Annotated in this window: 22 protein-coding genes; 15 read left to right on the top strand and 7 right to left on the bottom strand. The window is 73.4% G+C overall.

Annotated features, from left to right (window positions below; translation table 11 throughout):
• From HEQ75_RS24875 to HEQ75_RS24860, 4 genes are all read right to left on the bottom strand, one after another.
• The coding region (locus tag HEQ75_RS24875) for a type VI secretion system-associated FHA domain protein (RefSeq protein ID WP_168034831.1) at positions 1-757 on the bottom strand (757 nt) is incomplete at its 3' end.
• 3 nt (positions 758-760) lie between these two features.
• Positions 761-1,063, bottom strand: a complete 303-nt coding sequence (locus tag HEQ75_RS24870) for a PAAR domain-containing protein (RefSeq protein ID WP_168034830.1) — start codon at positions 1,061-1,063, stop codon at positions 761-763.
• A gap of 1 nt (position 1,064) precedes the next feature.
• A complete protein-coding gene (locus tag HEQ75_RS24865) occupies positions 1,065-1,655 on the bottom strand; it encodes a DUF6931 family protein (RefSeq protein ID WP_168034829.1) in 591 nt (196 codons plus the stop codon).
• Position 1,656: 1 nt separating this feature from the next.
• The gene (locus HEQ75_RS24860) at positions 1,657-3,696 is read right to left on the bottom strand and encodes a type VI secretion system Vgr family protein (protein WP_168034828.1); all 2,040 of its coding nucleotides are present in this window, start codon (positions 3,694-3,696) and stop codon (positions 1,657-1,659) included.
• A gap of 212 nt (positions 3,697-3,908) precedes the next feature.
• Here HEQ75_RS24860 and HEQ75_RS24855 point away from each other — a divergent pair, with 212 nt between their 5' ends.
• On the top strand, positions 3,909-4,943 hold the full coding sequence (locus HEQ75_RS24855) for a hypothetical protein (protein ID WP_168034827.1): 1,035 nt from the start codon (positions 3,909-3,911) through the stop codon (positions 4,941-4,943).
• Complete coding sequence (locus HEQ75_RS24850) at positions 4,943-7,933, top strand: caspase family protein (protein ID WP_168034826.1); 2,991 nt, start codon at positions 4,943-4,945, stop codon at positions 7,931-7,933. Before HEQ75_RS24855 ends, HEQ75_RS24850 begins: the two co-directional genes overlap by 1 nt.
• Before the next feature lie 102 nt (positions 7,934-8,035).
• Here HEQ75_RS24850 and HEQ75_RS24845 read toward each other — a convergent pair whose 3' ends face one another.
• Together HEQ75_RS24845 and tssH are read right to left on the bottom strand one after the other, a co-directional pair.
• Positions 8,036-8,515, bottom strand: coding sequence for an Hcp family type VI secretion system effector (locus HEQ75_RS24845; protein WP_168034825.1), 480 nt, complete (start codon positions 8,513-8,515; stop codon positions 8,036-8,038).
• Positions 8,516-8,581: 66 nt separating this feature from the next.
• Positions 8,582-11,236 carry a type VI secretion system ATPase TssH gene (tssH, locus tag HEQ75_RS24840; RefSeq protein WP_168034824.1) on the bottom strand — a complete coding sequence of 885 codons (2,655 nt, stop codon included), beginning with the start codon at positions 11,234-11,236 and terminating at the stop codon, positions 8,582-8,584.
• A gap of 276 nt (positions 11,237-11,512) precedes the next feature.
• Here tssH and tssA point away from each other — a divergent pair, with 276 nt between their 5' ends.
• The 13 genes from tssA to HEQ75_RS24780 all read left to right on the top strand — a co-directional run bounded on the left by tssA (position 11,513) and on the right by HEQ75_RS24780 (position 24,716).
• Complete coding sequence (gene tssA, locus HEQ75_RS24835; RefSeq protein WP_168034823.1) at positions 11,513-12,655, top strand: type VI secretion system protein TssA; 1,143 nt, start codon at positions 11,513-11,515, stop codon at positions 12,653-12,655.
• Positions 12,656-12,829: 174 nt separating this feature from the next.
• Positions 12,830-13,336, top strand: a complete 507-nt coding sequence (gene tssB / locus HEQ75_RS24830; protein ID WP_168034822.1) for a type VI secretion system contractile sheath small subunit — start codon at positions 12,830-12,832, stop codon at positions 13,334-13,336.
• Positions 13,337-13,339: 3 nt separating this feature from the next.
• Entirely contained in the window at positions 13,340-14,833 is a 1,494-nt protein-coding gene (gene tssC / locus HEQ75_RS24825; protein WP_168034821.1) for a type VI secretion system contractile sheath large subunit, read from the top strand.
• A gap of 8 nt (positions 14,834-14,841) precedes the next feature.
• Entirely contained in the window at positions 14,842-16,359 is a 1,518-nt protein-coding gene (gene tssC, locus HEQ75_RS24820; RefSeq protein ID WP_168034820.1) for a type VI secretion system contractile sheath large subunit, read from the top strand.
• A gap of 20 nt (positions 16,360-16,379) precedes the next feature.
• Positions 16,380-16,502, top strand: a complete 123-nt coding sequence (locus HEQ75_RS28925) for a hypothetical protein (RefSeq protein ID WP_268887812.1) — start codon at positions 16,380-16,382, stop codon at positions 16,500-16,502.
• On the top strand, positions 16,499-17,287 hold the full coding sequence (locus tag HEQ75_RS24815; RefSeq protein WP_168034819.1) for a type VI secretion system accessory protein TagJ: 789 nt from the start codon (positions 16,499-16,501) through the stop codon (positions 17,285-17,287). The genes HEQ75_RS28925 and HEQ75_RS24815 overlap by 4 nt, the downstream gene beginning before the upstream one ends.
• On the top strand, positions 17,284-17,784 hold the full coding sequence (tssE, locus tag HEQ75_RS24810; protein ID WP_168034818.1) for a type VI secretion system baseplate subunit TssE: 501 nt from the start codon (positions 17,284-17,286) through the stop codon (positions 17,782-17,784). Before HEQ75_RS24815 ends, tssE begins: the two co-directional genes overlap by 4 nt.
• Before the next feature lie 8 nt (positions 17,785-17,792).
• Positions 17,793-19,622 (top strand): type VI secretion system baseplate subunit TssF, encoded by a 1,830-nt coding sequence (gene tssF / locus HEQ75_RS24805; RefSeq protein ID WP_168034817.1) that lies wholly within the window; start codon positions 17,793-17,795, stop codon positions 19,620-19,622.
• Positions 19,619-20,590: a type VI secretion system baseplate subunit TssG gene (gene tssG / locus HEQ75_RS24800; RefSeq protein WP_168034816.1), complete on the top strand. Its 972-nt coding sequence runs from the start codon at positions 19,619-19,621 to the stop codon at positions 20,588-20,590. Before tssF ends, tssG begins: the two co-directional genes overlap by 4 nt.
• A 22-nt stretch (positions 20,591-20,612) precedes the next feature.
• The gene (locus tag HEQ75_RS24795) at positions 20,613-22,130 is read left to right on the top strand and encodes a class I SAM-dependent methyltransferase (protein WP_168034815.1); all 1,518 of its coding nucleotides are present in this window, start codon (positions 20,613-20,615) and stop codon (positions 22,128-22,130) included.
• A 107-nt stretch (positions 22,131-22,237) separates the two neighbouring features.
• Positions 22,238-22,849, top strand: a complete 612-nt coding sequence (locus tag HEQ75_RS24790) for an OmpA family protein (protein ID WP_168034814.1) — start codon at positions 22,238-22,240, stop codon at positions 22,847-22,849.
• 57 nt (positions 22,850-22,906) lie between these two features.
• Entirely contained in the window at positions 22,907-23,545 is a 639-nt protein-coding gene (locus tag HEQ75_RS24785; protein WP_168034813.1) for an OmpA family protein, read from the top strand.
• Between the two features lie 49 nt (positions 23,546-23,594).
• A complete protein-coding gene (locus HEQ75_RS24780; protein WP_168034812.1) occupies positions 23,595-24,716 on the top strand; it encodes a hypothetical protein in 1,122 nt (373 codons plus the stop codon).
• Positions 24,717-24,835: 119 nt separating this feature from the next.
• Here HEQ75_RS24780 and HEQ75_RS24775 read toward each other — a convergent pair.
• Positions 24,836-25,509, bottom strand: a 674-nt coding sequence (locus HEQ75_RS24775) for a DUF4384 domain-containing protein (RefSeq protein ID WP_168034811.1), incomplete at its 5' end; no start/stop codon positions are given.

The raw sequence follows: 25,509 nt of genomic DNA, 5'->3' as shown, positions 1-25,509 counted from the left end.
CGGCCGAGGCCGGCGGTGGCGCGGGCGAGGCGGCGCGCGGGGCCGGTTGCGGCGGCGCCACCGGCGCGGGCCGCGGCGGCTTCGGCGTCAGGTCGAGGTCCCAGTCGTCCGGGATGACCGGCCGCGAGCCTGGGAGGCTGGGCGGCACCATGAAGGCTTCGGCGGTGGAGGGCGCCTGGTCCGGCATCGGCGGGGTGTCGGGGCCGAAGGGGTCGAAATCCTCCGGCAGCCCGCCGCCGAAGCCACCGCCGGCCGGCGTGGCGGGCGCACCGAAGCCGGGCAGCGGCGCGTTGCCGAAGCCCTGGGAGGGTGCCGGGCTGGCGAAGGGCGAACTGGCGTAGGAATGGCCGGAGAAGGGGTCGCCGGCGGCGGCGCCCTGGCCGAAACCGCCGGGCGCCGCGCCCCAGCCCGGCGCCGAGGGCGCGCCCTGGCCGGCGCCCTCGGCGAGGCGCACCTCGATCTCATAGGCGCCAAGCCGCAGCCGGTCGCCATCCTGCAGCGGCCGCACCTGGTCGCGGCCGATCGGCGTGGTGGCGTGGTTCAGGAAGGTGCCGTTGGTGGACAGGTCGCGCACCTGCCAGCCGCCGGCGAAGAATTCCAGCACGCAGTGCTTCTTCGACAGCACCCGTTCCGGGTCCGCCAGCGGCCAGTCGCATTCCGCCCCGCGGCCCAGGCTGACCTCGCCGCCCGCCGCGCGATGCTGGCCCGGCGCCACCGCATCCGGGCAGCGCAGGACGGAGAGCATGATCTCCGCCATGGCTCAGCCGCCGATCAGCACGGTGGGGAAGCCCATCACCAGCACCCCGCCATGGCCGCACATGTCGCCGATGCGCGCCGCGGGAAGCTTGTTCACCAGGACCGTCATGCTGCCCTTCACGATCACATCCGGCGGGCCGACGCACAGGCACATGTCGCTGATGCGCGCCTGCGGCAGCTTGCCCGTCAGTACGTTGGGCGAGCCGGTGAGCACCGGCCCGCCGACATGCGGGATGGGCGGCACGCCCGGGGTCACCATCGGGCAGAGATGCATGTCAGTGATGCGGGATGCGGGCGGTCCGGCCATGTCAACCCTCCTCCGGCGGCAGGCGCCCGGCGCCGCCCGCCGCGATGTCGCGCGCCGCGGCCAGGAAGCGGGCCAGCCGGTCCTGCGCGCGTTCCGGGCGCAGCCGCACGGCGGCCAGCACCACGCCGCCGCTGACAGCAACCCCGGTCAGGTGCTCGGGCGGCGGCACCGCCGGCTGGCCGAGCGGCGCCATGCTGCCGCCGGACCAGAAGGCGCCGACCGCGGCCCAGGCTTCCGGCGTGCGGAAGCCGGTGCGCTGCGCCGCCTCCATCGCCGCGCGGCGCAGCGCGTCGTCGCCGGGGCGGCGCACCCAGGCCTCCGCGGCCAGCAGCGCCTCCGCATCCGCCGGCGGCAGGCCAGGGTCGGGGATGGCGCGGGCGCACATGCAGCCCCACCACACCGCCTCCCGCTTCGGCAGGGCATGGGCGGCGAGGCGCGCCGCCTCGTTGCGCAGGCCGGCGGCCTCCAGCTTCGCGATGCCCTCGGCCGCGGTCTGCGCGCCGGCGATGGCGGAGGCGGCCGGCGGGTCAAGCTCCAGCCTCGGCAGCAGGGGCACCAGCGGCGAGGCCAGCTTGGGAAGGGTCTCGGCCATGTCAGTTGATCATCACCAGCAGGCCTTCGGACTGGAGCAGCGTGTCCGCCTTCTCCTGCACCATCAGGCCCTTGGTCTTGTGCAGCAGCTGCGCCTCGCTGCTGATGAGCATCCCCTTCAGCGTGATCCCCGTCTGGTCCACCACCAGCGAGGATTGTCCGACCTTCAGCGTGATGGACTGCATCGCCTCCAGCGTGATGGCGCCGAGGTCGCATTTGATCGTCAGGTTGCCGAGCTTCAGATTGGTGCTGTCATTGCCCATCTTCAGCACCGTCTCGCGGTTGCCCATGTCGAGCGCCAGCGAGTCATTGCCCATCTTCAGGGTCGTGTCACGGTTGCCGGCGTTGATCGTCAGCGAATCGTCACCGAGCTTGATCGCCTCGACGCGGCTGCCCTTCTCCAGCGTCAGCGTGTCGTCGGCATCCTTCACCGTCACCGTGCGCGCATTCTGCACCACCTCCGTCTGGTCGTGGCCGATGGTGCGCGTCTCGTCGTGCTCCACCTCGACCGTCAGGTCCTTCTGCGCGTGCAGCGTGATATCCTCGCTGCCCTTCTTGTCCTCGAAGCGCAGCATGTTGGCATCCGCCGCGCTGTCCGACTTGTAGCTGCGCGTCAGGATGCCCGATTGCGCCTTGTTGGTGCCGGGCTTGAAGGGCGGCGGGCTGTCCTTGCCATAGACCGAGCCGATGACGATCGGCCGGTCCGGGTCGCCATCGAGGAAGGCCACCAGCACCTCGTCGCCGACGCGCGGCGGGAACCAGGTGCCGCCCCAGGCGCCGGCCGCCGTCTGCATCACCCGCACCCAGATCGAGGCGGTGTCGTCCTCCTCCGACCATCGGTCCCAGCGGAAGCGCAGCTTCACGCGGCCGAACTCGTCGAGGTGGATCTTCTCCCCCTTCGGGCCCATCACCTTGGCCGAATGCATCCCCGGCATCACCGGGCGCATGTGGCGCGGCGGCGGCATCCAGACGCGGCCGGTGAAGGCCAGCCGCAGCATGCCCGCATAATGCTCCGTGCCGCCGGCGCCGCTGCTGGTGCCGGTGGTGTCCTGCGCCTCGTGCCGCGTGCCGGTGACCAGGTATTGCCGGTTGTTGAGCGAGCCATCCTCCCGCCGCACGCCGACGAACAGGCGCACGCCGGGGGTGAAGCGGGGGTCGAGGCACTCGGCGGCGTATTCCTCGGACTGCGCTTCCAGCGCGCCCATCAGCACCTCGCCGGATTCATTGCCCGGGCGCGGGGACATGCCGCCGGGCCAGTGGAAGACCTCGCCTGCATCGTTCATGCGCGGCTCCTCCACATAGGTCCGCGTCAGCCGCGTGGCCTGCTGCAACTCGGACGGGCGGGAGCGTTCCGTGTCCATGTCGTGCAGCCGGGCGATGGCGCTGCGCTGGCGGTTGAAGCGGCGCCAGCTGCCCAGATGGTCCAGCTGCGGCGCGCCATGTTCCGCCACCATCGAGTCGACGACGTATTGCGGGAAGCCCTGGGCGCTGTAGGCCACGCCCATCTCATGCCCGCTGGCCGTGTGGGTGAAGTAGTAGGTGAGGCCGTGCTCCTCCAGCAGGCGGGAGACGAACTGCAGATCGGTCTCGTTGAACTGGGTGCAGTAGGGCATCGGCTCGAAGCCCGGCAGCATGCTCCAGTTCGGATCCGGCAGGCCGTGATCCTCCAGCACCGCCTTGACCACCTGCTGCACCGTCTTGTCCTGGAAGATCCGGCAGTTTCGGCGCAGTCCGAGCCGCCACAGATGCGGCACCGCCACCAGGCGATAGGCCATGCGCCCGCCGGGCCCCGGCCCCAGCCGCGCGAATTCGGCGACCGAACCGTGGAAATGACGCTCCAGCGGCGATGGCCCGCGCTGCACCAGGGTGATGGTGATGTCCTTGGTCAGCATGTCCTTGGGCAGCAGGTCCGGATCCGCGCCCAGCACCTCGGCCTCGATCGTATAGGGCAGGCCGAGCGTCTCCGTCACGCTCAGCTTGACGACGAGAAGCGCGCCGTCGCGGAGGTGGCTCTTGATACCCAGAAGTCGCGGAGGCTGCATGCCCGCCAAGCCCTCCCTGGGTTACCCGGTGCAGGTGCGGGACCCTCTGCTCAGCGTGAAGGATAGCCACGCTTCCGCCCGGACGGAAGCAAGCACGGCACCCGGCGCAACGACGCGCAACAGTGTTGCGCCCTTCCGCCGCCCTGGGAAGTGGCCGCGTGCAGGCGCCGCTGTTAGGCTGTGCCGGCCAGCCCCCCTCCGGAACGACGTCGATGCCACGCAGCCCGACCGCCGCAACGCCCTTCGTCCCGACGCGCCGGCCAGCCTGGCGACGCCCGATGGCGGGGCTGATGGCGCTGCTGCTGCTGGCCGGCTGCGTCACGACGCGGGCGGCGCGGATCGGCGAGGATGACGGCGATGCCTGCCGCGCGCAGCTCGTCGCCCTCGACAGCACCGGCGATTTCTTCGCCGAGGACATCCTGCGCGGCGCCGCGATGGGCGCGGCCGGCGGCGCCGCGCTGGGCGCGCTGTTCGCCGCGGCCACCGGCCAGCGCGGCAGCGGCATCGCCACCGGCGCGGCGATCGGCGCGGTGGGCGGCGGCCTGGCCGGCGGCACGGCCGGCTACCTCGCCGCGCGGCGGCAGCAGGCGGCGGACCAGGCGACGCTGGACGGCGCCATCGCCGGCGACCTGGCGGCGGAGAATGCGCAGATGGACCGCACGCAGCGCGCCTTCGACCAGCTGATGGAATGCCGCCTGGGCCAGGCGGCGCGCATCCGCGCGGACCTCCGCGACGGCCGCGTGGCGCGGCCGCAGGCCGAAGCGGCCATGGCCAGCCTGCGCGCCAGCACGCAGCGCGACATCCAGCTGGCCCAGACCATCAATGGCCGGATCCTGCGCCGCGGCGCGGAGTTCGATACGGCGATCGAGACGGTGGCGCCCGGCGCGAACCAGGCAGCGGCGCAGCCCGCCCCGGCTGTGGCGGCGGCGGCGCGCGGGCCGGTGAAGCTGCGCCTGCGCCCGGAGGCCGATGCGCCCGAGGTGGTGTCGCTGGCGCCGCGCGAGGACGTGACGCTGCGCCCGGCACGCAACGGCTATGCGCGGGTGCAGACCGCCGGCGGCCTGCGCGGCTACGCGCCCGCCAGCGCCTTCCCCGAGGCCCGCGCGCTGCCGCCGGCCGCGGTGGAACAGCCGGGCGATGTGCGCTCTCTGGCCGCCAGCAACATCGCCCGACGCGACGATTTCGCGGCCAGCATCGGCACGGCGGAGCGGCTGACGCAGGGACAGGGCTTCGAGATGGCCAGCTGATGCGCCGCGCCGCGCGGCAATGGCTGCTGCTGCTGCTGCTGCTGGCGCAGGCCGGCGCGGCGCGCGCGCAGGACCCGCCGCAGCAGCCCTTCCTGCGGGTGGAGGCGGCGGCACATACCGCGCCGGTCAGCCGGCTGGCCACCGATGCCAGCGGCCGGCTGCTGGCCAGTGTCTCGGACGACAAGACGCTGCGCCTGTGGGACCTGCCGGAGGGCAGGCTGCGCGGCGTGCTGCGCCCCCCCATCGCGACGGAGGCGGAGGGCGAGCTGTATGCGGTGGCGCTGACGCCGGATGGCCGCCGCGCCTTCGTCGCCGGCTGGACCGGCGCCGCCTGGGACCGTGCCTTTGCCATCTACCTGTTCGACACCGGCTTTGCCGGCGCCGGCGTGCCGGAGGCAGGTGGCGGGCGGATGCTGGCACGGCTGCCCGGGCTGCCGGCGCCGGTGCAGCATCTCGCGGTCTCGGCCGATGGAACGCGGCTGGCGGCGGCCCTGGGCGGCCGCGCCGGGGTGCGGGTGTGGAACGCGGCCACCGGCGCGCCGCTGTGGGAGGACAAGGATTTCGCCGGGCCGGCGCGGATGGTGGCGTTCGCGCCGGCAGGCGCGGGCGGTGGCATGCCGGCCGGCGCGGGCGGTGACGCGCCGGGGGGCGGGATGCTGGCGGCGACGGCCGCCGATGGGCGGGTGCGGCTGTATGACCCCGCCGGCCGGCGCCTGGCGGACCGCGCGCCGGTGGCCGGCGGGCGGCCCTTTGGCTTGGCCTGGTCGCAGGATGGCGGGCTGCTCGCCGTGGGCTACGAGGACCGGCTGCTGGTGGAGGTGCTGGCCGCGCCCGACCTTCGCAGCGTCTTCCGCCCGGATGTCGCCGGCCTGGCCGGCGAGGGCCTGCCGGCCGTCACCTGGGCGCGGGACGGGCGCGGCGGCGTGCAGTTGCATGCCGCGGGCTATGCAAGGCGGGCCGCCGCGGCGCGCGGGCTGGCCACGCCCGGCGCCGCGCGGGCCGATTTCGTCATCCGCCGCTGGGCCGATTACGGGCTGGGCGGCTTCGCGGACCTGCCGGTGGCACGCGACGCCATCGCGCATCTGCTGGCGCTGCCGCAGGGCGGGCTGGCCTTCGCCTCGGCGGAGCCGGGCTGGGGGATGCTGGCGCCGGACGGCTCGCTGGCCATCGCCCCGCGGCCGCCCGGGGCGGATTTCCGCGCCACCGGCGCCGGGCTTGGCGTTTCCGCCGACGGCACGCGGCTGCGCATCGCGCTGCGCGCCGGGGGACCGCCGCTGGTCTTCGACGCGCTGGCCGGCACGCTGGGCGCGGCGGAGGGCGACACCGGCTTCGCCGCGGCGCGCACCACCGGGCGGCTGGTGGTGACGGATTGGCAGAACGCCAACCGGCCGCGGCTGGGCCGCACGCCGCTGGCGCTCGGCGCCGGCGAATTCGCCCGCAGCCTGGCGCTGCTGCCGGGCGATGCCGGGCTGGTGCTGGGCACCGACAACCATCTGCGCCTGTTCGACGCACAGGGCAGGCCGCTCGCCAGCCTGGCGGTGCCCGGCACGGTCTGGGGCCTGGCCCTGGCCGGGGAGATGGCGGTGGGCGCGCTGGGCGACGGCACGCTGCGCTGGTGGCGCATCGCCGGCGGGCAGATCGAGGAACAGGCGGCGCTGTTCATCCACGCCGCGACGCGGCGCTGGGTGCTGTGGACCCCGGAAGGCCTGTTCGACCATGCGCCCAATGGCGGGCAGGAACTGGTCGGCCTGCATCTGAATGGCGGCCGGGCGCAGACGCCGGAATGGGCCAGCTTCCAGCAGGCCTATCGCGCGCTGTATGCGCCGGCCGCGGTGCGCGCGCGCCTCGCCGGCGATGGCGCGCCGGCCCGCGCCAGGCTGGCGCAGCTGGGCGAATTGCGCGCCCGGGTCGGCCGCCTGCCGCAGCTTGCCGCGGGTGGGGCCTGCGCCGTGGTGGCGGAGGCCTGCCTGCCGCTGGCCACCGAGGCGAGGCTGCCGGAAGGCGCCACGGCGCTGCGCCTGCGCCTGACCGCGACGGATCGCGGCCTCGGGCTCGGGCCGCTCGACGTGCTGGTGAACGACCGTATCGCGCTGCGCCAGGACGCCAGCGGCGGCGCGATGGAGGCGGAGGTGCCGCTGGACCCCGGGCACAACCGCATCGCCACGCGGCTCTATGCCGAGGATCGCGCGCTGTTCGCCGAAGGGCCGGTGCTGGATCTGCGCCGCTCCGGCATGGCGGCGGCGCAGCCGGGGCGGCTGGTGGTGCTGGCCATCGGCATCAACCGCTACGCCAACCCGGCGCTGAACCTGGCCTTCGCGGTGCCGGATGCGGAGGCGATCGCCGGCACGCTGCGGGCCCGCGCCGGCGGCCTGTTCCGCGCGGTGCAGGTGACCCTGCTGCGCGATGCGGCGGCCAGCCGCGCCGGGATCCTGGAAGCGCTGGCCAGCCTGGCCCGCACGACGCGGCCGGAGGACACCTTCGTGCTGTATCTGGGCGGCCATGGCGTGCGGACGGAGCCCGACCAGCGCTTCCTGTTCCTGCCGCATGATGCGGTGGACACCAGCAACTGGCCCGCGCTGCGGCGGCAGGGCATCGAGGATTCGGTGCTGGTCGCGGCGCTGGCGCGGATCCGCGCGCGGGACGGGCTGCTGCTGCTGGACACCTGCCATGCCGGCCAGCTGACGGTGGACCAGCTTTCGGCGCTGGGCAACGAGACGGGGCGCTTCCTGCTGGCGGCCAGCACCTCGGTGCAGGAGGCGCTGGACAGCTACAACGACCGCAACGGCGTCTTCGCCCATGCGGTGCTGGAGGCGCTGGGGGGCCGGGCGGCCGCGGATGCCGAAGGCCGGGTCAGCGCGCTGGCGCTGGGTGAGTGGGTGATGCGGCGGGTGCCGCAGCTGGCGGCGGAAAAGCGCCACCAGCAGGATGCGGTGTTCCGCAGCGCCAGCCGCGAGTTGCGCAGCTTCCCGCTGGCCGTGCTGCCGCGCTGACGCGCGGATGGCTCGGGCCCGGCTGGCACGGCGGCCCGGCGGGCACGAAAAAGGCCCCGTGCGATGCACGGGGCCCGGGCCGGCCCGCAAAGGGCCGCGGGGTCAGGAGGACTTCGCCGAGGCGATGTCGTAGATCACGTGGCCGGTCGTGGTCGACTTGAACTTGTCGTCCACCTTCAGGTACTCGCTGTCGAACTTCGTGAAGTTCAGCGAGATGGATTCGGCAGGACGGTCGCCGCCGGTGCTGATCGAGTAGCCGCTGATCAGCGTGTTGGTCAGGATGTACTTCTGGTAGGCGATGTGCTTTCCGCTGGCGTCCGTCTGCGTGAAGTCGATCTTGATCTCCTTCGCGTCACCGCCGATGGCTTCCTTGAGCAGCAGCGGGCTGATCGCGTCCATGGTCTTGGTCACGACGATCTCGGAGACGCTCGGCGCGGAGGCCTCGCGCTTGGAGCCGCCGCCGACGCCGGAGGAGATGCCGCGTCCCACGCCCCATTGCAGGGATTGCACTTCCATCCACTTCTCGTAGCCCGTCGCCGTGGCTTCGCCGTTCAGCGCGCCATACTTGATGAAGATCGCCATCGTCCGGTCCCTTGTTCCTGCTGTGCCAACCGTCCCCTGATCGCGCCGCCTCGGCCGCGGGGCCCTTCAGCCGAGGTCGTACCGGAAGCCGCCGGCATCATCGATGCCGACCTGCACCCGGCTGATCGTCTCACCCTGGGCCAGCCGTTCCAGGATGCCGGCGGAAAGCTGCGGCAGCAGGGTGCGGCTCAGGATGTTGTCGATGTTGCGCGCGCCGGATTCGACCTCCTTGCAGCGGGAGACGATGGTCTCCGGCACCGCATCGTCGAACTGCAACGGCACGCCGTAGCTTTCCTGCATCCGCCGGCCGATGCTGCGCAGCTTCAGCACGCAGATGCGCTTCAGGATCTCATCCGCCAGCGGGTAGTAGATCACCACGTTGCAGCGGCCGAGGAAGGCGGGCTTGAAGACCTTCAGCAGGTCCGGCTGCAGCGCCTCCCGCAGAGGCTCCGGGTCCGGCGCGGTGTCCGGGTCGGCGCAGAGCTTGGCGATGGTGTCGGTGCCGGCATTGCTGGTCATGATGATGACGCAGTTGCGGAAATCGATGTCCCGCCCCTCCCCGTCCTTCATCTGGCCCTTGTCGAAGACCTGGTAGAACACGTCCTGCACGCCGGGATGGGCCTTCTCCATCTCATCGAGCAGCACCACGGAATAGGGCCGGCGGCGTACGGCTTCGGTCAGCACGCCGCCCTCGCCATAGCCGACATAGCCGGGCGGCGAGCCCATGAGGAGCGAGACCTTATGCTCCTCCTTGAACTCGCTCATGTTGATGACGGTGAGGTTCTGCTCCCCGCCATACAGCAGGTCCGCCACGGCGAGTGCGGTTTCCGTCTTGCCGACGCCGGAGGTGCCGGCCATCAGGAAGACGCCGATCGGCTTGCGCGGATCGGTCAGGCCGGCGCGGCTGGTGCGGATCGCCTGGGCGATGGCATCCAGCGCATGATCCTGGCCGACGACGCGCTCCATCAGCTTCTGCTGCAGGTTCAGCACCGTCTTGATCTCGTCGGAGACCATGCGGCCGACCGGGATGCCGGTCCAGGTCGCGACAACCTCCGCCACCGCCTGGCCGTCCACCACCGGATGCACCAGCGGCGTCTCGCCCTGCAGCGCCTTCAGCTCCCGCATCGCCGCCGCCAAATCCTGCTTGACCTGCGCCGTGTCGACGGCCGGCGCTTCCGGCGTCAGGCCGAGCGCGGCGGTCTCCGCCTGCAGGCGCAGGTCGCGGAGGCGGGCGACCAGCGCCTTCTCCGCCGCCCAGCGCGTGTTCAAATCGGCGAGTTCCGCCTCGGCCTTAAGGCGCTCGGCTTCGAGCGCCGCGATGCGGGCGGCGTGGTCGCTGCCCGTGGCGCTTTCCCGGCCGACCGCGCCGAGCTCGGTCGCGATCATCTCGAGGCGCCGCGTGCGGTCCTCGATCGGCGCCGGGATCGAAGCCTGGCTCATCGAGACGCGCGCGCAGGCGGTGTCCAGCAGCGAGACGCCCTTGTCGGGCAATTGGCGGGAGGGGATGAACCGCGCGGAGAGCTTCACCGCATCGGTGATCGCCTCGTCCAGGATGCGGACGCCGTGATGCTTTTCCAGCGTCGCCACCAGGCCGCGCAGCATGGCCATGGCCAGCGGCTCGCTCGGCTCCTCCACCTTCACCACCTGGAAGCGGCGGGTCAGGGCGGCGTCCTTCTCGAAATACTTCTTGTACTCGGCCCAGGTGGTGGCGGCGACGCAGCGCAATTCGCCGCGGGCGAGTGCCGGCTTCAGCAGATTGGCGGCATCGTTCTGCCCGGCCTGGCCGCCGGCGCCGATCAGCGTGTGCGCCTCGTCGATGAACATGACGATCGGCGTCGGCGAGGCCTTCACCGTGTCGATGACACCTTTGAGACGGTTCTCGAATTCGCCCTTCACGCCGGCGCCGGCCTGCAGCAGGCCGAGATCGAGCGACATCAGCTTCACGTTGCGCAGCGCCGCGGGCACGTCGCCCTGCGCGATGCGCAGCGCCAGGCCTTCCACCACCGCGGTCTTGCCCACGCCCGGTTCGCCGGTGAGGATCGGGTTGTTCTGGCGGCGGCGCGTCAGGATATCCACCATCTGGCGGATTTCCGCATCGCGGCCGAGGATCGGGTCGATCTTGCCGGCCTTGGCCTGCGCTGTCAGATCGGTGCAGAATTGTTCGAGCGGCCCGTCGCCGCGCGGCGCGCCGGCGGCGGCCGGCGCGGCCCCGGGGGCGGCGGCGGTGGCTTCCGCCTGGCTCGCCTCGTCGCTGCCGGCGGAAAGCTCCGCCAGGTTGCGGCGCACGCGATCGGCGGGCACGGCGGCCAGCGTCGCGGAACTGTCGCGCAGCGTGCGTGCCAGCGCGTCATCCGCCAGCAGGGCGGCCAGCAGATGGCCACTGCGAATGCGCGACGCATTGGCCTCCAGCGAGGCGATCAGCCAGGCTTCCCGCAGCCAGGCGACGATGTCGGGGGACAGCGCGGGGGCGCGGGCATTGCCGGTGCGCAGCCGGTCCAGCGCACGCGTCAGCTCCGCCGCCACCTTGCCGGCATCGACCTCCAGCTTGCGCAGGATATGGGCGATGTCGCTGCCACCGGCCTCCACCAGCTTCAGCAGCACATGCTCGATCTCGACGTTGTAGTGGCTGCGCGAGAGCGTCAGCCCGGCGGCGGCTTCCACCTGCCTGCGGCAGAGGTCGCTCAACCGACCGACAACGGACTTGAGGTCCACAGCCACCATCTGACGCGTCGCTCCTTGGGACTGTCGCCGGCGGTATGGCCGCCGGTCCGTTTCGCGGGCGGAGGCTAACCGTCGACTGCAGCGGTGTCCACAATGGCAGCCGTGGCGCGGGCGCGTGTTTCGCCAGGTTTCGCCGCATTTCATGTGGCCAACGGGGAGGTATCGCGACCCCTTGAAGCTGCGGCAGAATGCGCGGCGCGCAGCCGGCCCGGCGTGCCCGAGGGCGGTTGCGCCGGGTGGCAGGGCGGGTTGGCGCGACACAAGGGGGATGCCGGGGTGGCCGAGGATCCGATCGACCTGGAGGCGCTGCTGGCGCCGCTGGATGCGGGCGAAGGCGGGGCGGGCACGGATCTGCGCGAGGATTTCTCGCCCAGCTCCCCCTACCAGCGGCTGCGCGACGCCTGGGGCACCGCCCGGGCGCGCGAACGCGCGCTGGACAGCCTGGGCGAGGGCGAGGGTGAAGGCGGCCGCACGACGGAAGCGGCACCGGCGGAAGCCTGGCGCGAGGTGATGCGCATCGGCCAGGAAGCGCTGATGCGGCGCAGCAAGGATTTCCAGATCGGCGCCTGGCTGACCGATGCGCTGGTCCGGCAGGCCGGCTTCGATGGGCTGGCCGCAGGCGCCAGGCTCATCACCGGCCTCTGCGAAGGCTACTGGGAGACCGGCTTCCCGCTGCCGGACGAGGACGGGCTGGATGGCCGCGCCGCGCCGATCAGCGGCCTGGCCGGCGCCGGGGCCGACGGCACGGTGATGCAGACCCTGCGGCGCTGGCCGCTGTTCCGCCGCACCGATGGCTCCCCGCTCGGCCTGTACCAGTGGGACCAGGCGGAGGCGACGGAATCGATCGTCAACGAGGAAAGGCTGGCGGCGCGGCGCGCCGCCGGAATCCCGGAACTCGCCACGCTGGTGGCCGAGGCGCGGCTCGACCACGCGCATCTGGTGGATGTGGTGCGCGCGGTGCGCGCGGCGCAGGAAGCCTGGGCGGCGATGGAACAGGCCACGGAGGCGCGCTTCGGCGCGGAGGCGCCCTCCACGCGCAATGTCAGCCGGCTGCTGGAGCGGATCCTCGAGGTGACGGACCGGCTGGCCGGCCCCGCCGCCGCGCCGGCGGCCACGCCCGCCGCCGCGCCCGGCCAGCCCGCGCCCCCGCCCGGCCCGCCGGGCCAGCCCCTGCCGGCGGCCTCGCCCGGCGGGCCCGCAGTGATCACGACGCGGGAGGATGCGCTGCGCGAGCTGGGGCGCATCGCCGAGTTCTTCCGCCGCACCGAACCGCATTCGCCCCTGGCCTATACGCTGGAGGAGGCCGTGCGGCGCGGCAGGATGTCGCTGGCGGAGCTGCTGGCGGAAGTGCTGCCGGATGAGGAGGCGCGGCACGGGCTGCTGGCCAGGCTGGGCATCCGGCCGGTGACACCGGAATGAGGGCGCGGCACCGGCGGCCCTCGCCCGAGGCCGCGGCGGCACCCGGAACGGTTGACGCGGCGGGCATGCAAAGCGTTCACTGCCGCCAAGGCGACGGCAGCGGTCGGTACGATTTCGTAGCGACAACAAGGTTCTCAACCCCGTTTCTGACAGAATGAGGAATCGCGAAGCGCCATGACAAGCGTCCATGACAAGCTGGCGCGCGTGCGCAAGCCGCGCGTCCACATCACCTACGAGGTCGAGACCGAGGGCGCCGCCATCGTGCGGGAGCTGCCCTTCGTGGTCGGCGTGATGGGCGATTATGCCGGCGACCCGGCAGAACCGCTGAAGCCGCTGGCCGAGCGCAAGTTCGTCCAGATCGACCGCGACAACTTCAACGACGTGATGGCGCGCATCGCGCCCGGGCTGAACCTGAAGGTGGACAACACCCTGGCCGGCGATGGCAGCCAGATGGCGGTGAACCTGAAGTTCAAGTCGATGGAGGATTTCGAGCCGGCCCGCGTGGCGGAGCAGGTGCCGGCGCTGAAGGCGCTGCTGGAAACCCGCGCCAAGCTGCGCGACCTGATGAGCAAGGTGGATCGCTCCGACGAACTGGAATCCCTGCTGGAGCAGGTGCTGAACGACAAGTCCAAGCTCGACGCACTCTCCGCCGAACTCGGCCTCGACAAGAAGGAGGGCTGAGCCATGAGCGGGACGCAGTCACAACCGGGCGGCGCCACGACCACCACCGAAGAAGCCGGCCTCGGCCTGCTGGACCAGGTGATCGGCGCCACCAAGCAGACCGAGCGCGACCGCGCGCAGGAGCTGATCAAGGCGCTGACCGAGGAAGCGCTGAAGGGCACCGTGACCTTCAGCCGCAACCTGACCCAGACCTTCGACCGCGCCATCGCCGCGATCGACGCCAAGGTGAGCGAGCAGCTCAACCAGGTGATGCACCATCCGCGCTTCACCAAGCTCGAAGGCTCCTGGCGCGGGCTGAACTATCTGGTGATGAACAGCGAGACCGGCACCAGCCTGAAGATCCGCATGCTGCAGGCCAGCAAGCGCGACCTGTCGCGGGACCTGCAGCGGGCCGTCGAGTTCGACCAGTCCGGCCTGTTCAAGAAGATCTACGAGAACGAGTTCGGCACGCCCGGCGGCGAGCCCTATGGCGCGCTGGTCGGCGACTATGAGTGGACCGCGCATCCGGACGACGTGGAGACGCTGCGGCTGATCTCCAACGTCGCGGCCGGCGCCTTCGCGCCCTTCATCTCCGGCGTCGGCGCCGGCATGTTCGGCTTCGAGGATTGGCGCGAATTGTCGAAGCCGCGCGATCTCGCGAAGATCTTCGAGACGCAGGAATACGCCAAGTGGCGCTCCTTCCGGGAGACGGAGGATGCGCGCTTCGTGGCGCTGGTGATGCCGCGGGTGATCGCCCGCCTGCCCTATGGCGCGGCGACCAAGCCGATCGAGGAGTTCGCCTATGAGGAGGCGCCGCGCAACGCCGATGGCACCGCGCAGGCGCAGGGCCACCACGACTATTGCTGGATGAACGCGGCCTATGTGAAGGCGGCGCGGCTGACGGACGCCTTCGCGCAATACGGCTTCTGCACCGCGATCCGCGGCGCCGAGGGCGGCGGCAAGGTTGCCAACCTGCCGAACCACACCTTCATCTCCGACGATGGCGATGCGGATGCCAAATGCCCGACCGAGATCGGCATCACCGACCGGCGTGAGGCGGAGCTCTCCGGCCTCGGCTTCCTGCCGCTGTGCCACTACAAGAACACCGACTACGCGGTGTTCTTCGGCAGCCAGTCGGCGCAGAAGCCGAAGAAGTACGACCGGCCGGAAGCGACGGCGAATGCCGCGATTTCGGCCCGCCTGCCCTACATGATGGCGACCAGCCGCTTCGCGCATTACCTGAAGGTGATGGCGCGCGACAAGATCGGCTCCTTCATGGAGGCGTCGGATTGCGAGGTCTGGCTGAATCGCTGGATCCAGAATTTCGTCAACCCGATGGAGGGCGCGGGCCAGGAGGCGCGGGCCAAGTATCCGCTGCGCGAGGCGCAGATCGAGGTGAAGGAGGTGCCGGGCAAGCCCGGCGTCTACAACGCCGTGGCGCATCTGCGACCCTGGCTGCAGATGGAGGAGCTGACCACCTCCATGCGCATGGTCGCGCGGATTCCGCAGAAATCCTGACCTGAAGCATGGACCCGGCCACGCCGTTGCGCGACGCGGTGCTGGCCGGGCGCTTCCTCGGCCGGGATGCCGCGGCCGCGCCGCTCGCCGCGCTGGTCGCGGAGGCGGCGCCGGCCCGGCTGCTGCTGGGCTGGTTCGGCGAGGCACGGCTGGCCGGCTTCGCGCGCGACCCGGACCCGGTGGAGGCTCTGCGCGGGGCGCTGGACCGGGATGTGGCGGCGCTGGATGCGATGCTCTCGGCGCAGCTGGACGCGGTGCTGGCGGCGCCCCGGCTTTCCCGGCTGGAAGGATCCTGGCGGGGGCTCGCCTGGCTGGTGGACCGCCTGCCGCCGACCGGCGGGCGGGTGCGGGTGAAGCTGCTGTCCGCCCGTTGGGCGGAGCTGTGCCGCGACCTGGAACGCGCGGTGGAATTCGACCAGAGCCAGGTCTTCCGCAAGATCTACGAGGAGGAGTTCGGCACCGCCGGCGGCGAGCCCTTCGGGATGATCGCGGCGGATTACGAGGTGCGGCACATGCCCGCGCCGGGCCATCCTACCGATGATGTCGGCGCGCTGACGGCGCTGGCGGGCGTGGCGGCGGCGGCCTTCGCGCCGCTGGTGCTCGCCGCCTCCCCCGCCCTGGTGGGGCTGGATGCCTTCGCCGATGCGGCGCCGGCCTTCGACCTGGCCAGTGCGCTGTCCGGGCCCGAGCATGCGCGCTGGCGCAACGCTGCGGCGCAGGAGGATATGCGCTTCCTCTGCGTGGCGCTGCCGCGCGTGCTGGGGCGCGCGCCCTGGCCGGATGATGGCAGCCGGGTGGACCGTTTCCGCTATCGCAGCCATGCGCCGGGCGTGGCGCAGCGGGTCTGGACCACGCCGGTGTATGGCCTGGCCGCCGCCGCGATCCGCGCCTTCGACCGCTATGCCTGGCCGGGCGAGGTGCGCGGCGCGGAGCCGCAGGAGGAGGCGGTGGGCGGCGTCCTGGACCATCTGCCCTTCGAGCGCTTCGCCGCCGACCCGCCCGGCCCGCCACCGCGCGCGCCGCTGGACCTGGCGCTGACCGATGAGCAGGAACGGCAGATCAGCGATGCCAGGCTGGTGCCGCTTTCGGCGCTGGAGGGGTTGGCAGAGGCGAGCTTCGGCGCGCTGCCGGCGCTGCACCGTCCGCCGCGCATGAACAGCGCGGTGGCGGAGGCGAACCAGCGCCTGTCCACCCAGATCAACACGCTGCTCTGCGTCAGCCGCTTCGCGCATTGCATCAAGCTGATGGGCCGGGACATGGTGGGCTCGGCGCGGGAGGCGCCGGAGGTGGAATATGAGCTGCAACGCTGGCTGGACCGCTTCGTCAGCGGTCTGGGCTCGGGCGGCGCGGAGGTGACGGCGAAGTTTCCGCTGATGGATGCGAAGGTCGAGGTGCGGGAGCGGCGCGGCAAGCCGGGCGTCTATGGCTGCACCGTCCACCTGAAGCCGCACCACCAGCTGGACGAGGTGGGGGCGGCGTTCCGGCTGGTGACGGAATTCGCGCCCCGCCGCGGAGCGGCGGCATGACTGGTCCGCGGAGCGGCGGCATGAACACGCTGCGCAGCGACAGCATGGATCCAACGCGGCGCGGCGGCATGAAGCCGCGCGAAACATTCGGGCGGCAACGCTGCCCTATCATCACGGCCAACGCCAGGGATGCGCACGCATGACCACCGCAGGGGAAGCCTTCCACGCCGGGGACCTGCCCGGGGCGCTCGCCGCCGCCACCGCCGCGGTGAAGGCCGCGCCGGCCGATTCCGATGCCCGCTGGCTGCTGGCCGAACTGATGCTCTACGCCGGGGAGGCGGAGCGCGCGGACCGGATGCTGGACGCGGCCGCGCTGCGCGAGCCCAACCCGGCGGTGCTGGAATTCCGCAAGCTGCTGCGGGCGGAGGTGGTGCGCGGCCAGGTGCTGGGCGAAGGCCGGGCGCCGAAATACCAGGGCGACGACGCGACGCCGGCGCAGCAGGCCGCGCTGCGCGCCCGCGTGCTGCTGCGCGCCGGGGAGCTGGAGGCGGCGCAGGCGGCGGCGGAGGCGATCGAGGCGCTGCGCCCGCGCGCGCCCGGCACGGCCGACGACACGCCGTTTGACGATCTGCGCGACGCGGACGATTTGTTCGCCGCGGAGTTCGAGGTGCTGACCACCGCCGGCGACCACCTGCTGGTGCCGGTGGAGCGGGTGCGGTCCCTGACCTTCGACCCGCCGCGCCGCCCGCGCGACCTGTTCTGGCGGCGCTGCGCGATCGAGCTGAAGGACGGGACGGAGGGCGTGGTGTTCATGCCCGCGCTCTACCCCGGCGCGGCGCAGGAAGCCGATGCGCAGTTGCGGCTCGGCCGCGCCACGGAATGGACGCACCCGGAGGACGGGCCGGTGCGCGGCCGCGGCCAGCGCCTGCTGCTGGCCGGCGACGACGCGCTGGCGATCGCCAGTGTGACCAGCCTGGTCTTCGAATGAGCGGTGCGCGCAACCCGCGCGGGCCGGCGCAGCGGGCGCGCATCCCGCTGCTGGACCGGCTGCTGGATGCCGACCCGGATGCGCCGGAACCGCCGCCGCCCAGTATCGCCATGGCGCTGGAGAAGCTGCGCGCGGCGGTGCGCCGCGACCTGGAGGCGGTGCTGAACGCCCGCCGCCGCCGCCGCCCGGTGCCGGCGGCGCTGGAGGAGCTGGTGGTCTCCCCGCTCAATTACGGGATCCCGGATGCAACCTCCGGCGCCTATGCCGTACCGGCGCGCCGCCAGGCCCTGGCGCGGGAGGTGGAGGCGACGATCCGCCGCTTCGAGCCGCGGCTGATGTCGGTGCGGGTGGAGCTGGTGGGCGGCGATGACGACCTCAGCCGGGCGCTGCACCTGAAGGTGGACGCGGTGCTGCGCGCCGATCCGGTGCCGGAGCCGGTGAGCTTCGAGACGCTGCTGGAGCCCGTCTCCCGCGATGTCACCGTGCGCGAGGGCTAGGGGCGCGGATGTCGGACGACCTGCTTCCCTATTACAACCGGGAACTGGCGGCGATCCGCCGGCTGGCGGGCGAATTCGCCGAGGCCAACCCGAAGGTCGCCGGGCGGCTGCGGATGACGCCGGATGCGGTGGACGACCCGCATGTGGAACGCCTGCTGGAAGGCGTCGCCTTCCTCGCCGCGCGGGTGCAGCACCGGCTGGACGACGAGCTGCCGGAGCTGACGGATGCGCTGCTGGAACTGCTCTGCCCGCATCTGCTGGCGCCGGTGCCCTCGCTGACCACCATCCGCCTGACGCCGAAGCCGGAAGCCGCCGGCCCCGCCCTGGTGCCGCGCGGCACGCGGGTGGAGACGGAGGCGGTGCGCGGCGAGGTGCTGGGCTACCGCACCTGCCAGGACACCACGCTGTGGCCGCTGCAGGTGGAAAGCGCCCGGCTGGTCGGCCTGCCGCTGCCGGCGCCGGCCAACCCCCAGGCGCAGGGCGCGGTCGCCGTGCTGCGGCTGGGCCTCGCCACCACCCTGCCGGGGCTCAACCTGGCGGAGCTGGGGCTGGACCGGCTGCGGCTGCATCTGCGCGGTGCCGGGCCGGTGCCGGTGCAGCTGCTGGAACTGCTCTGCACCGCCACGCTGTCCATCGCGCTGGCCGATGGCCCGGCCGATCCGCTTCCGGTGATCCTGGGGCGGGAGGCGCTGCGCCAGGGCGGCTTCGCGCCGGAGGAAGCCGCCCTGCCCTGGCCGCCGCGCGCCTTCACCGGCCATCGGCTGCTGACCGAGTATTTCGCCTTCCCGGAGAAGTTCCTCTACCTGGACCTGGAGGGCCTGGACCGCCGCAGCCTGGTGCAGCGCAGCCCGCGGATGGAGATCTTCGTCTATCTCTCCCGCGCCGTGCCGGAGCTGGAGCGGGCGGTCGGGGCGGAGAATTTCGCGCTGGGCTGCACGCCGGCGGTGAACCTGTTCCGCCAGATCTGCGAGCCGATCGCCCTGGATGGCACCCAGGCGGATTGGCTGGTGGTGCCGGATGCCAGGCGGCCGGCGGCGCTGGAAGTCTATGGGGTGGAGACGGTGCGCCTCAGCCGGGCGGAGGATCCGCGGCCGAAGCGGGTGCCGCCCTTCCACCGGCTGCGGCCGGAAGCGGGGGTGGAGGAAGCCGCCCAGGGCATGAGCTGGATCGCCGCGCGCCGCGCCGCGCCGGGCATCCTGGGCGGCAGCGAGACAAGGCTGATGCTGCGCGACCCGCAATTCGATCCGGCGTTGCCCGGCGACGGCGTGCTGGGGGTGGATGCGCTGTGCTGCAACCGCGACCTGCCCTCCCTCCTACCCTTCGGCGGCGGGCAGCCGCGGCTGCGCATTGCCGACCCGGCGACGCCGGCGGCGGCGGCGGAATGCCTCTCGCCGCCGACGCCGACGCTGCGGCCGCAGCTGCGGGAGCGCAGCGGCTGGCGATTGGTGTCGCACCTGGCGCTGAACCACCTCGGCGTCACCGGCGGGCCGGAGGCGGCGCTGGCGCTGCGCGAGATGCTGCGGCTGCACGACCTGCGGGACACGGCGGAGACGCGGCTGGCGCTGGAAGGGCTGGTTTCCGTGAACGCCACGCCGGGCATCGCCCGGCTGCCCGGGCTGCGGCCGGGCAGCTTCGCGCGCGGGCTGGAGGTGACGCTGACCTTCGAGCCGCAGGCCTGGACCGCCGGCGGGCTGTTCCTGCTGGCCGGGGTGCTGGAGCGCTTCCTGGCGCTGCAGGTGTCCGTCAATGGCTTCGTGCGCTCACGCGTCACGCTGCGCGGGCGCAGCGGCCAGGTGGCGGCCTGGCCGGCGCGCAGCGGCACGCGGGTGCTGCTGTGACGGCCAGGCCCCCGCCCTCCCCGCGCGACCTGCTGCGGCAGGCGCCGGCGCGCTTCAGCCTGGACCAGGCGGCGGCGGTGATGGGCGGCGACCCGCTGGATCTGCGCTTCCGCACCCAGGCAAGGCTGGGCGCGCCGGCCGGCGAAGTCGCCAGCGCCAATCCGGCGACCCGGGAGGTGGTGACGCCCACCTTCGGCCTGATCGGCCCTGGCGGCGTGCTGCCGCGTCACTACACGGCGCAGGTGGGGGCGGAAGCGCGCAAGCGGTCCACCGCGCTGCACCAGTTCCTGGACATGCTGGCGCGGCGCTTCACCGGGTTGTTCGTGAAGGCCGGCGCCAAATATCGGCCGGCGCGCGACCCGGTGCCGGCGGAGCGCGTGCTGGCGGCAGCCAGCGGGCTGGGCACGCCGCATCTGGTGGCGCGGCTGGCGACGCCGCTGCCGGCGCTGCTGTTCCATGCCGGCGCGCTGGCCAGCCGGTCGCGCAGCGCCGAACGGCTGCGCGGGCTGCTGAGCGAGGAAACCGGCACGCCGGTGGAGATCGTGGAATTCGCCGGCGGCTGGATCCGCCTGCCGCCGGGCGAGCAATCCCGCATGGCGGCGCGCGGCCGGCCGGGGGTGAATTGCGGGCTGGGCACGGATGCGGCGCTGGGCGCCCAGGCCTGGGACCCCTGCGCGCGCTTCCTGCTGCGGCTCGGCCCGCTGACGCTGCGCGAATTCGAGGCGCTGCTGCCCGGCGCGCCGCTGCATGGGCGGCTGGTGGAGCTGACCCGGCTGCAGGTCGGCCTGGAACAGGATTTCGCGCTGAACCCGGTGCTGGCGGCGGAGGAAGTGCCGCCGCTTCGGTTGGGCGTCGGCGGGGCGCGGCTGGGCTGGACCGGCTGGCTGACCACGCCGCGGCCGCGCCGGGCGCCGGCGGCGGAAGCCCTGCTGCAACCGGCCCCGCCCGGCCGGGCCCGACCCGCATGAGACGCTTCGCAGGAGCCCGCGCATGAGCACCCCGTCCGGCTGGTCGCGCGGCTACCCGGTGGCGGAGCCCTACCCGGCCGCCTGGCACGCCTTCCAGTCCCCGGCGCATCTGGCCGCCGCCTGCGCCCTGATGGGCGTGGCGTGGGAGGTGGGGCCGGAGACGCCGATGCAGATCGCGGAGATCGGCTGCGGCTCCGGCTACACCGCCAATGTGCTGGCCGCCGGCAACCCCAACGCCCAGGTGCTGGGGCTGGACTACAACCCGGCGCATGTGGCGGAGGCACGGTCCTTCGCCGCCGCCGCCGGCCTGGGCAATGCCCGCTTCGAGGCGACGGATCTGGCGGAGCTGGACGACGCCGCGCTGGACCGGCTGCCGGAATTCGACCTGGTGACGGTGCATGGCCTGTGGTCCTGGGTGGCGGACCCGGTGCGGGAGGGGGTGCTGCGCCTGCTGCGGCGGCGGCTGAAGCCGGGCGGCGTGGTGCTGATCACCTACAATGCCCTGCCCGGTGCGGGGGGCGCGCTGGGCCTGTCGCGGCTGGTGCGCGGCGCGCTGCAGGCCGGTGGCAGCACCGCGGAGGGCCTGGGCGCGGCGCGGGCGATGGTGCAGAAGCTGGTCGCCGCCGAGGCCCGCCACCTGCCGGACACCACCTGGCGCAGCCTGCTGCTGGGCGAGCTGGGGGAGGCGCGGGCCGGCTACCTGCTGCATGAGTTCATCACCGAGCATTGGCGCCCCAGCTTCTTCGCCGATGTCCAGGCGGCCATGGCGACGGCCCGCTGCGACTTCGTCGGCAGCGCCTCGCTGGACGAGAACTTCCCGGCCATGTCGCTGAACCCGGCGCAGCAGGAAATCTGGCACGCGGCGCCGGACGAGACGGCGCGGCAGCTGGTGCTGGACCTCTGCGTGCCGCGCGCCTTCCGGCGCGACATCTATGTGCGCGGGCTGCGGCGGATGCCGCGCAACGCGGCGGTGGCCGCGATTCCCGTGGCGGCGATCACGCATGCGCCGGACGGGCGGATCCTGCGCAGCCAGGCCGGCGAAGCGCGGCTGCCGCCGGCGGTGATGCAGCCGGTGCAGGCGGCGCTGGAGGCCGGGCCGCAGGAGATCGGCGCGCTGCTGGCCCTGCCCGGCTGCGGCAGCGTGACGCCGACGGAGTTGCTGGCGCTGCTGATCGGCAGCGGCAGCGCCATGCCGCTGTGGCGGCGGCCGGGCAGCGGGCCGCATTGGGAGGCGGCGCAGGCGGCGGCACGGCGGCTGAACGCGGTGGCGGCGCGACGGCTGGCGGCGCATGGCGTCGGCACGGCGCGGCTGGCCCTGGCCAGCCCGGCCCTCGCCGGCGGGATGAGCGTGGACGCCATGGAACTGGCGGTGGCCCACATGGTGGCGGAAGGGGTGCCGGCGCAGCCGGCCACGCTGGTGCAGCGGCTGCTGCCCGCGGGCGATCCGCCACCGGACGGGCTGCGGCAGGACCTCGAGCAGCGGGTGGGGCTGCTGCTGGCCCATCGCGGGCCGGTCTGGCGGGCGCTGGGCATCGCCTGACCGGCCGCAGGGCCGGGAGGCCGGGTTCGCGAGAGGCACGCGGGGGTTGTGGTTCGCAACCAGGGCGTGCGGCTATGCTGGCTGCAACGAAGGAACGGAGGATTGCCATGCGAAGCACCATCCTGGCGCCCATTCTTCTGGGCGTGCTGTTGCCGATCGCCCCGCAGCCCGGCTGGGCGCAGAGCGCCGTGCCCGGCGTGCAAAGCCTGATCGAGGGGCTGGACCCCGCCACCAGCGGGCGGCGGGGCATCCGCGTGCCGGGCGCGCCGGCCCCCGCGCCCGGCCCGGCCACGGCCAACCCGGTGGTCCCGGCGCCGCCGCCCGTCGCGGTGGCGCCGGACATCGCCGCGACCACGGCGCCGCCGGGTGCCGCGGCGGTGTCGCTGACCGTGACCTTCGCCAGCGGCTCCGCCAGCCTCTCGCCGCGGGCGACCGAGGTGCTGGACAATCTCGGCAGGGCGCTGGTCTCGGACCGCCTGTCCGGCTATCGGTTTCGTGTCGAGGGCCATACCGATACGGTCGGGCCCTCGGCAATGAACCAGGAGCTGTCCGAGCGGCGCGCCGCGGCCGTGCGGGACTTCCTGGTGCAGCGGCACGGCGTGGCTTCACAGCGATTGCAGGCGCTGGGCCTCGGCGAGCAGCAGCTTTTGGTTGCGACGCCGGACGAAACGTCCGAACCTCGCAATCGGCGTGTCCAGGTCGTCAATCTGGGCGGCTGACGGTGTCCCCCCTTTGGACTGCCGGCAGCGGCCAATCGAACCGAGGAGCCCTGTCCGATGTCGCTGCCCCGCTTCCCCCTGGCCTGCCACGGCGCCGCGCTGGCGCTCGCCCTGGTCTGGCTGCCGCCGGCCGCGGCACAGACCGATCCGGCGGCCCTGTCGCTGATCGAGCAACTGCGGCCCCGGGCCGGGGGCGCGACGCGCGGCATCCGCCTGCCGGCGGCAGCGCCGACCGAGACCCGGCCCGAGGCGACCCGCCCGGCCAGCCCGCCGCCGCGCGTCGCGGCCGTGCCGCGGGCAGCCGAGAGCGCCACCACGCCGCCCACCACCACGGCGCCGGAGGGCGTGGCGGCGGTTTCCATCACCGTCACCTTCCCCTCGGGCTCCGCCGTGCTGACGCCGCAGGCGGAGGCACGGCTGGCGCCGCTCGGCCGGGCCCTGTCCTCGCCCGAACTGGCGCCCTACCGCTTCCGGATCGAAGGCCACACGGATTCGACCGGCGATGCCGAGATGAACCAGGCGCTGTCGGAGCGCCGGGCCGCGGCGGTGCGGGCCTTCCTGACCGAGCGCTTCGGCGTCTCCGGCACCCGCCTCGAAGTCGTCGGGCTGGGGGAGAGCCGGCTGCTGGTGCCGACCGGGGATGGGGTGAACGAGCCGCGCAATCGCCGCGTGCAGGTGATCAACCTCGACAGCTGAGGCCGGCCCGGCCGGCGGCGGCGGGATCCGCCACAGGGGCGCGGGGCTGATGCCGGCCGAGGAGGATCCCACCATCCGCCGTGGCCCCGGCGCGGTGGCGCCGCCGCAGGTCGAATGGGGCCGGCCCCTGCCGCCGGCGCCGCGCCGGCCCCGTCGCCTCGGGCCGGGGCTGCTGGTGATCGGCATGCTGGGCGCGGCGGCCGGGCTCGGCGGCTGGTGGCTGCTGCGGCCGGGCCCCGCACCGGAACGCGCCACGCGGCACGCCGAGCGGCCGGGCGAAACGCCGGCCGCGGCAGCCCTGCCGGCCCTGCGCCAGGCCGCGCTGCCTGCCCCTGCCCCTGCCACGGCGCAGGCGGTGGCGGTGGCGGTGCCACTGCCGGGGCCCGCGCCTGCGCCCGAGCCTGCGCCCGCCGCCTCCCGCCTCGCCAGCCTGCCGCCGCTCTGGCCGGAAGCGGCCATCCGGGCCCATCGGGCGGCGTCACCGGCGCTGTTCCGGCTGGCCGAGCGCCCGGCGGTGTTCCTGATGGATTTCCCCAGCCTGGCGCAGCAGGGCGCGGCGCTGAACCGCGTGGCGGCGCTGCTGGAAAAGGCCGGGCTGCCGCGCGACCGGGTGCTGGCGCCGGCGGAGATGGCAGCGGCGATCGCGCAGAGCGGCGACACGGCCGCCACCTTCTATTTCGGCCACAACTACCGCGGCGAGGGCCTGGCGCGGTTCTTCGCCCTGGCCGACCAGCAGGGCCAGGCCCTGGCGCCGGAGGAGGAATGGGTGCGGGCGCAATACACCCTGGCCCGTGGCCTGGTGCCGGCGGGGCAGGAGATCGTGCTGCTGTCCCTGGCCGCGCCCGGGCCGGAGATGGACGAGGCCGGCCGGGCCACCATCCTGCAGCACGAGATCAGCCATGGCCGCTTCGGCACCGACCGTGCCTATGCCGCACATGTCCGTCTGGTCTGGCGGGAACGCTTCGAGGAGGCCGATCGCGCCGCGATCCGCCACTTCCTGGCGCGGGAGGGCTATGACACCGGGATCGAGGAGTTGGTGATCGACGAGGCGCAGGCCTACCTCCTGCACACCCCGGACCCGCGCTTCTTCACCGCCGCGCATCTCGGCCTGGACGCGGCCGGGGTGGAGCGGCTGCGCGCCCTGCTGCGGGACGGGCTGCCGCCGGGCTAGGGCTGTACCACCGCAAGCGAAGACGGTGAAACGGCTCCAGCTTGTTGTTTCGACGCAATTTCCGAGTCGCCTTGCGAAGCCGCAAGGCCTGAAAATGCTCCAAGCGGCCGGGGCGCGGTTCAGCGCCGCGCCACCGTCTCCACCACCACGGCGCGGGCGCTGACCTGGTGCCCCTGCCGGCGGGCCTCGCGCAGGGCGGCAGCCAGGGCGGCCAGGTAGTCGTCCAGATTCTCCACCACCGGGCGCGGCTGGGCGAACAGCGGGCGATCGGAGGCGATGACCAGGATCATGTCGGTGCCGAAGGGCTCGTCCACCTCCCACCCCGTGAAACCCGGGCCGGGCTCGCCCAGGCGCAGGCGGGCCCCGGCGGCCTCCGGGCGGGACGGCACCAGGTGGACGATCTCGTTCGACTTCATCAGGTAGCTGACCTGGAGCTGGGCGGCGCGGCCGGGCATCGCCACGTCCAGCCGCAGCAACTCGCCGCGCTGCAGCGGCATGCTGCCGAGCAGCGCAACCCCGGGCGCCTCCCCCGGGCCGGCGGCGACCTGGCGGATGGTGTCCAGCGCGCCGCAATAGGGGCCCTCGAAGGGGTGCAGGTCCAGCGCCTGGGCGGCTTCCGGCACGCCGCGCTGGGCCAGGACCCCCTGCACCGCCGCGGCCCCGCCCCGGCGCAGCACGCCGGCGACACGCGCCCGGCCATCGGCGGCGCTGCCTTCCAACAGGCTGCAGGGCGCGGCGGCAGCGGCGGCGGCGGCGGCGGCGGCAAGATCCGGCGCGGGGGCCGGCAGCGGCG

This window comes from Falsiroseomonas selenitidurans (genome assembly GCF_012103215.1).
GTDB classification, from domain to species: domain Bacteria; phylum Pseudomonadota; class Alphaproteobacteria; order Acetobacterales; family Acetobacteraceae; genus Falsiroseomonas; species Falsiroseomonas selenitidurans.
Note: the sequence above shows the minus strand (reverse complement) of the source record. Positions and strands in the feature narration are given on the sequence as shown.

What these genes read in the sequence shown, in the direction of transcription:
- HEQ75_RS24870 (WP_168034830.1), bottom strand. Translation starts at nt 1,063, where the DNA reads ATGGCCGGACCGCCCGCATCCCGCATCACTGACATGCATCTCTGCCCG.
- HEQ75_RS24865 (WP_168034829.1), bottom strand. Translation starts at nt 1,655, where the DNA reads ATGGCCGAGACCCTTCCCAAGCTGGCCTCGCCGCTGGTGCCCCTGCTG.
- HEQ75_RS24860 (WP_168034828.1), bottom strand. Translation starts at nt 3,696, where the DNA reads ATGCAGCCTCCGCGACTTCTGGGTATCAAGAGCCACCTCCGCGACGGC.
- HEQ75_RS24855 (WP_168034827.1), top strand. Translation starts at nt 3,909, where the DNA reads ATGCCACGCAGCCCGACCGCCGCAACGCCCTTCGTCCCGACGCGCCGG.
- HEQ75_RS24850 (WP_168034826.1), top strand. Translation starts at nt 4,943, where the DNA reads ATGCGCCGCGCCGCGCGGCAATGGCTGCTGCTGCTGCTGCTGCTGGCG.
- HEQ75_RS24845 (WP_168034825.1), bottom strand. Translation starts at nt 8,515, where the DNA reads ATGGCGATCTTCATCAAGTATGGCGCGCTGAACGGCGAAGCCACGGCG.
- tssH (WP_168034824.1), bottom strand. Translation starts at nt 11,236, where the DNA reads ATGGTGGCTGTGGACCTCAAGTCCGTTGTCGGTCGGTTGAGCGACCTC.
- tssB (WP_168034822.1), top strand. Translation starts at nt 12,830, where the DNA reads ATGACAAGCGTCCATGACAAGCTGGCGCGCGTGCGCAAGCCGCGCGTC.
- tssC (WP_168034821.1), top strand. Translation starts at nt 13,340, where the DNA reads ATGAGCGGGACGCAGTCACAACCGGGCGGCGCCACGACCACCACCGAA.
- tssC (WP_168034820.1), top strand. Translation starts at nt 14,842, where the DNA reads ATGGACCCGGCCACGCCGTTGCGCGACGCGGTGCTGGCCGGGCGCTTC.
- HEQ75_RS28925 (WP_268887812.1), top strand. Translation starts at nt 16,380, where the DNA reads ATGAACACGCTGCGCAGCGACAGCATGGATCCAACGCGGCGCGGCGGC.
- HEQ75_RS24815 (WP_168034819.1), top strand. Translation starts at nt 16,499, where the DNA reads ATGACCACCGCAGGGGAAGCCTTCCACGCCGGGGACCTGCCCGGGGCG.
- tssE (WP_168034818.1), top strand. Translation starts at nt 17,284, where the DNA reads ATGAGCGGTGCGCGCAACCCGCGCGGGCCGGCGCAGCGGGCGCGCATC.
- tssF (WP_168034817.1), top strand. Translation starts at nt 17,793, where the DNA reads ATGTCGGACGACCTGCTTCCCTATTACAACCGGGAACTGGCGGCGATC.
- HEQ75_RS24795 (WP_168034815.1), top strand. Translation starts at nt 20,613, where the DNA reads ATGAGCACCCCGTCCGGCTGGTCGCGCGGCTACCCGGTGGCGGAGCCC.
- HEQ75_RS24790 (WP_168034814.1), top strand. Translation starts at nt 22,238, where the DNA reads ATGCGAAGCACCATCCTGGCGCCCATTCTTCTGGGCGTGCTGTTGCCG.
- HEQ75_RS24785 (WP_168034813.1), top strand. Translation starts at nt 22,907, where the DNA reads ATGTCGCTGCCCCGCTTCCCCCTGGCCTGCCACGGCGCCGCGCTGGCG.
- HEQ75_RS24780 (WP_168034812.1), top strand. Translation starts at nt 23,595, where the DNA reads ATGCCGGCCGAGGAGGATCCCACCATCCGCCGTGGCCCCGGCGCGGTG.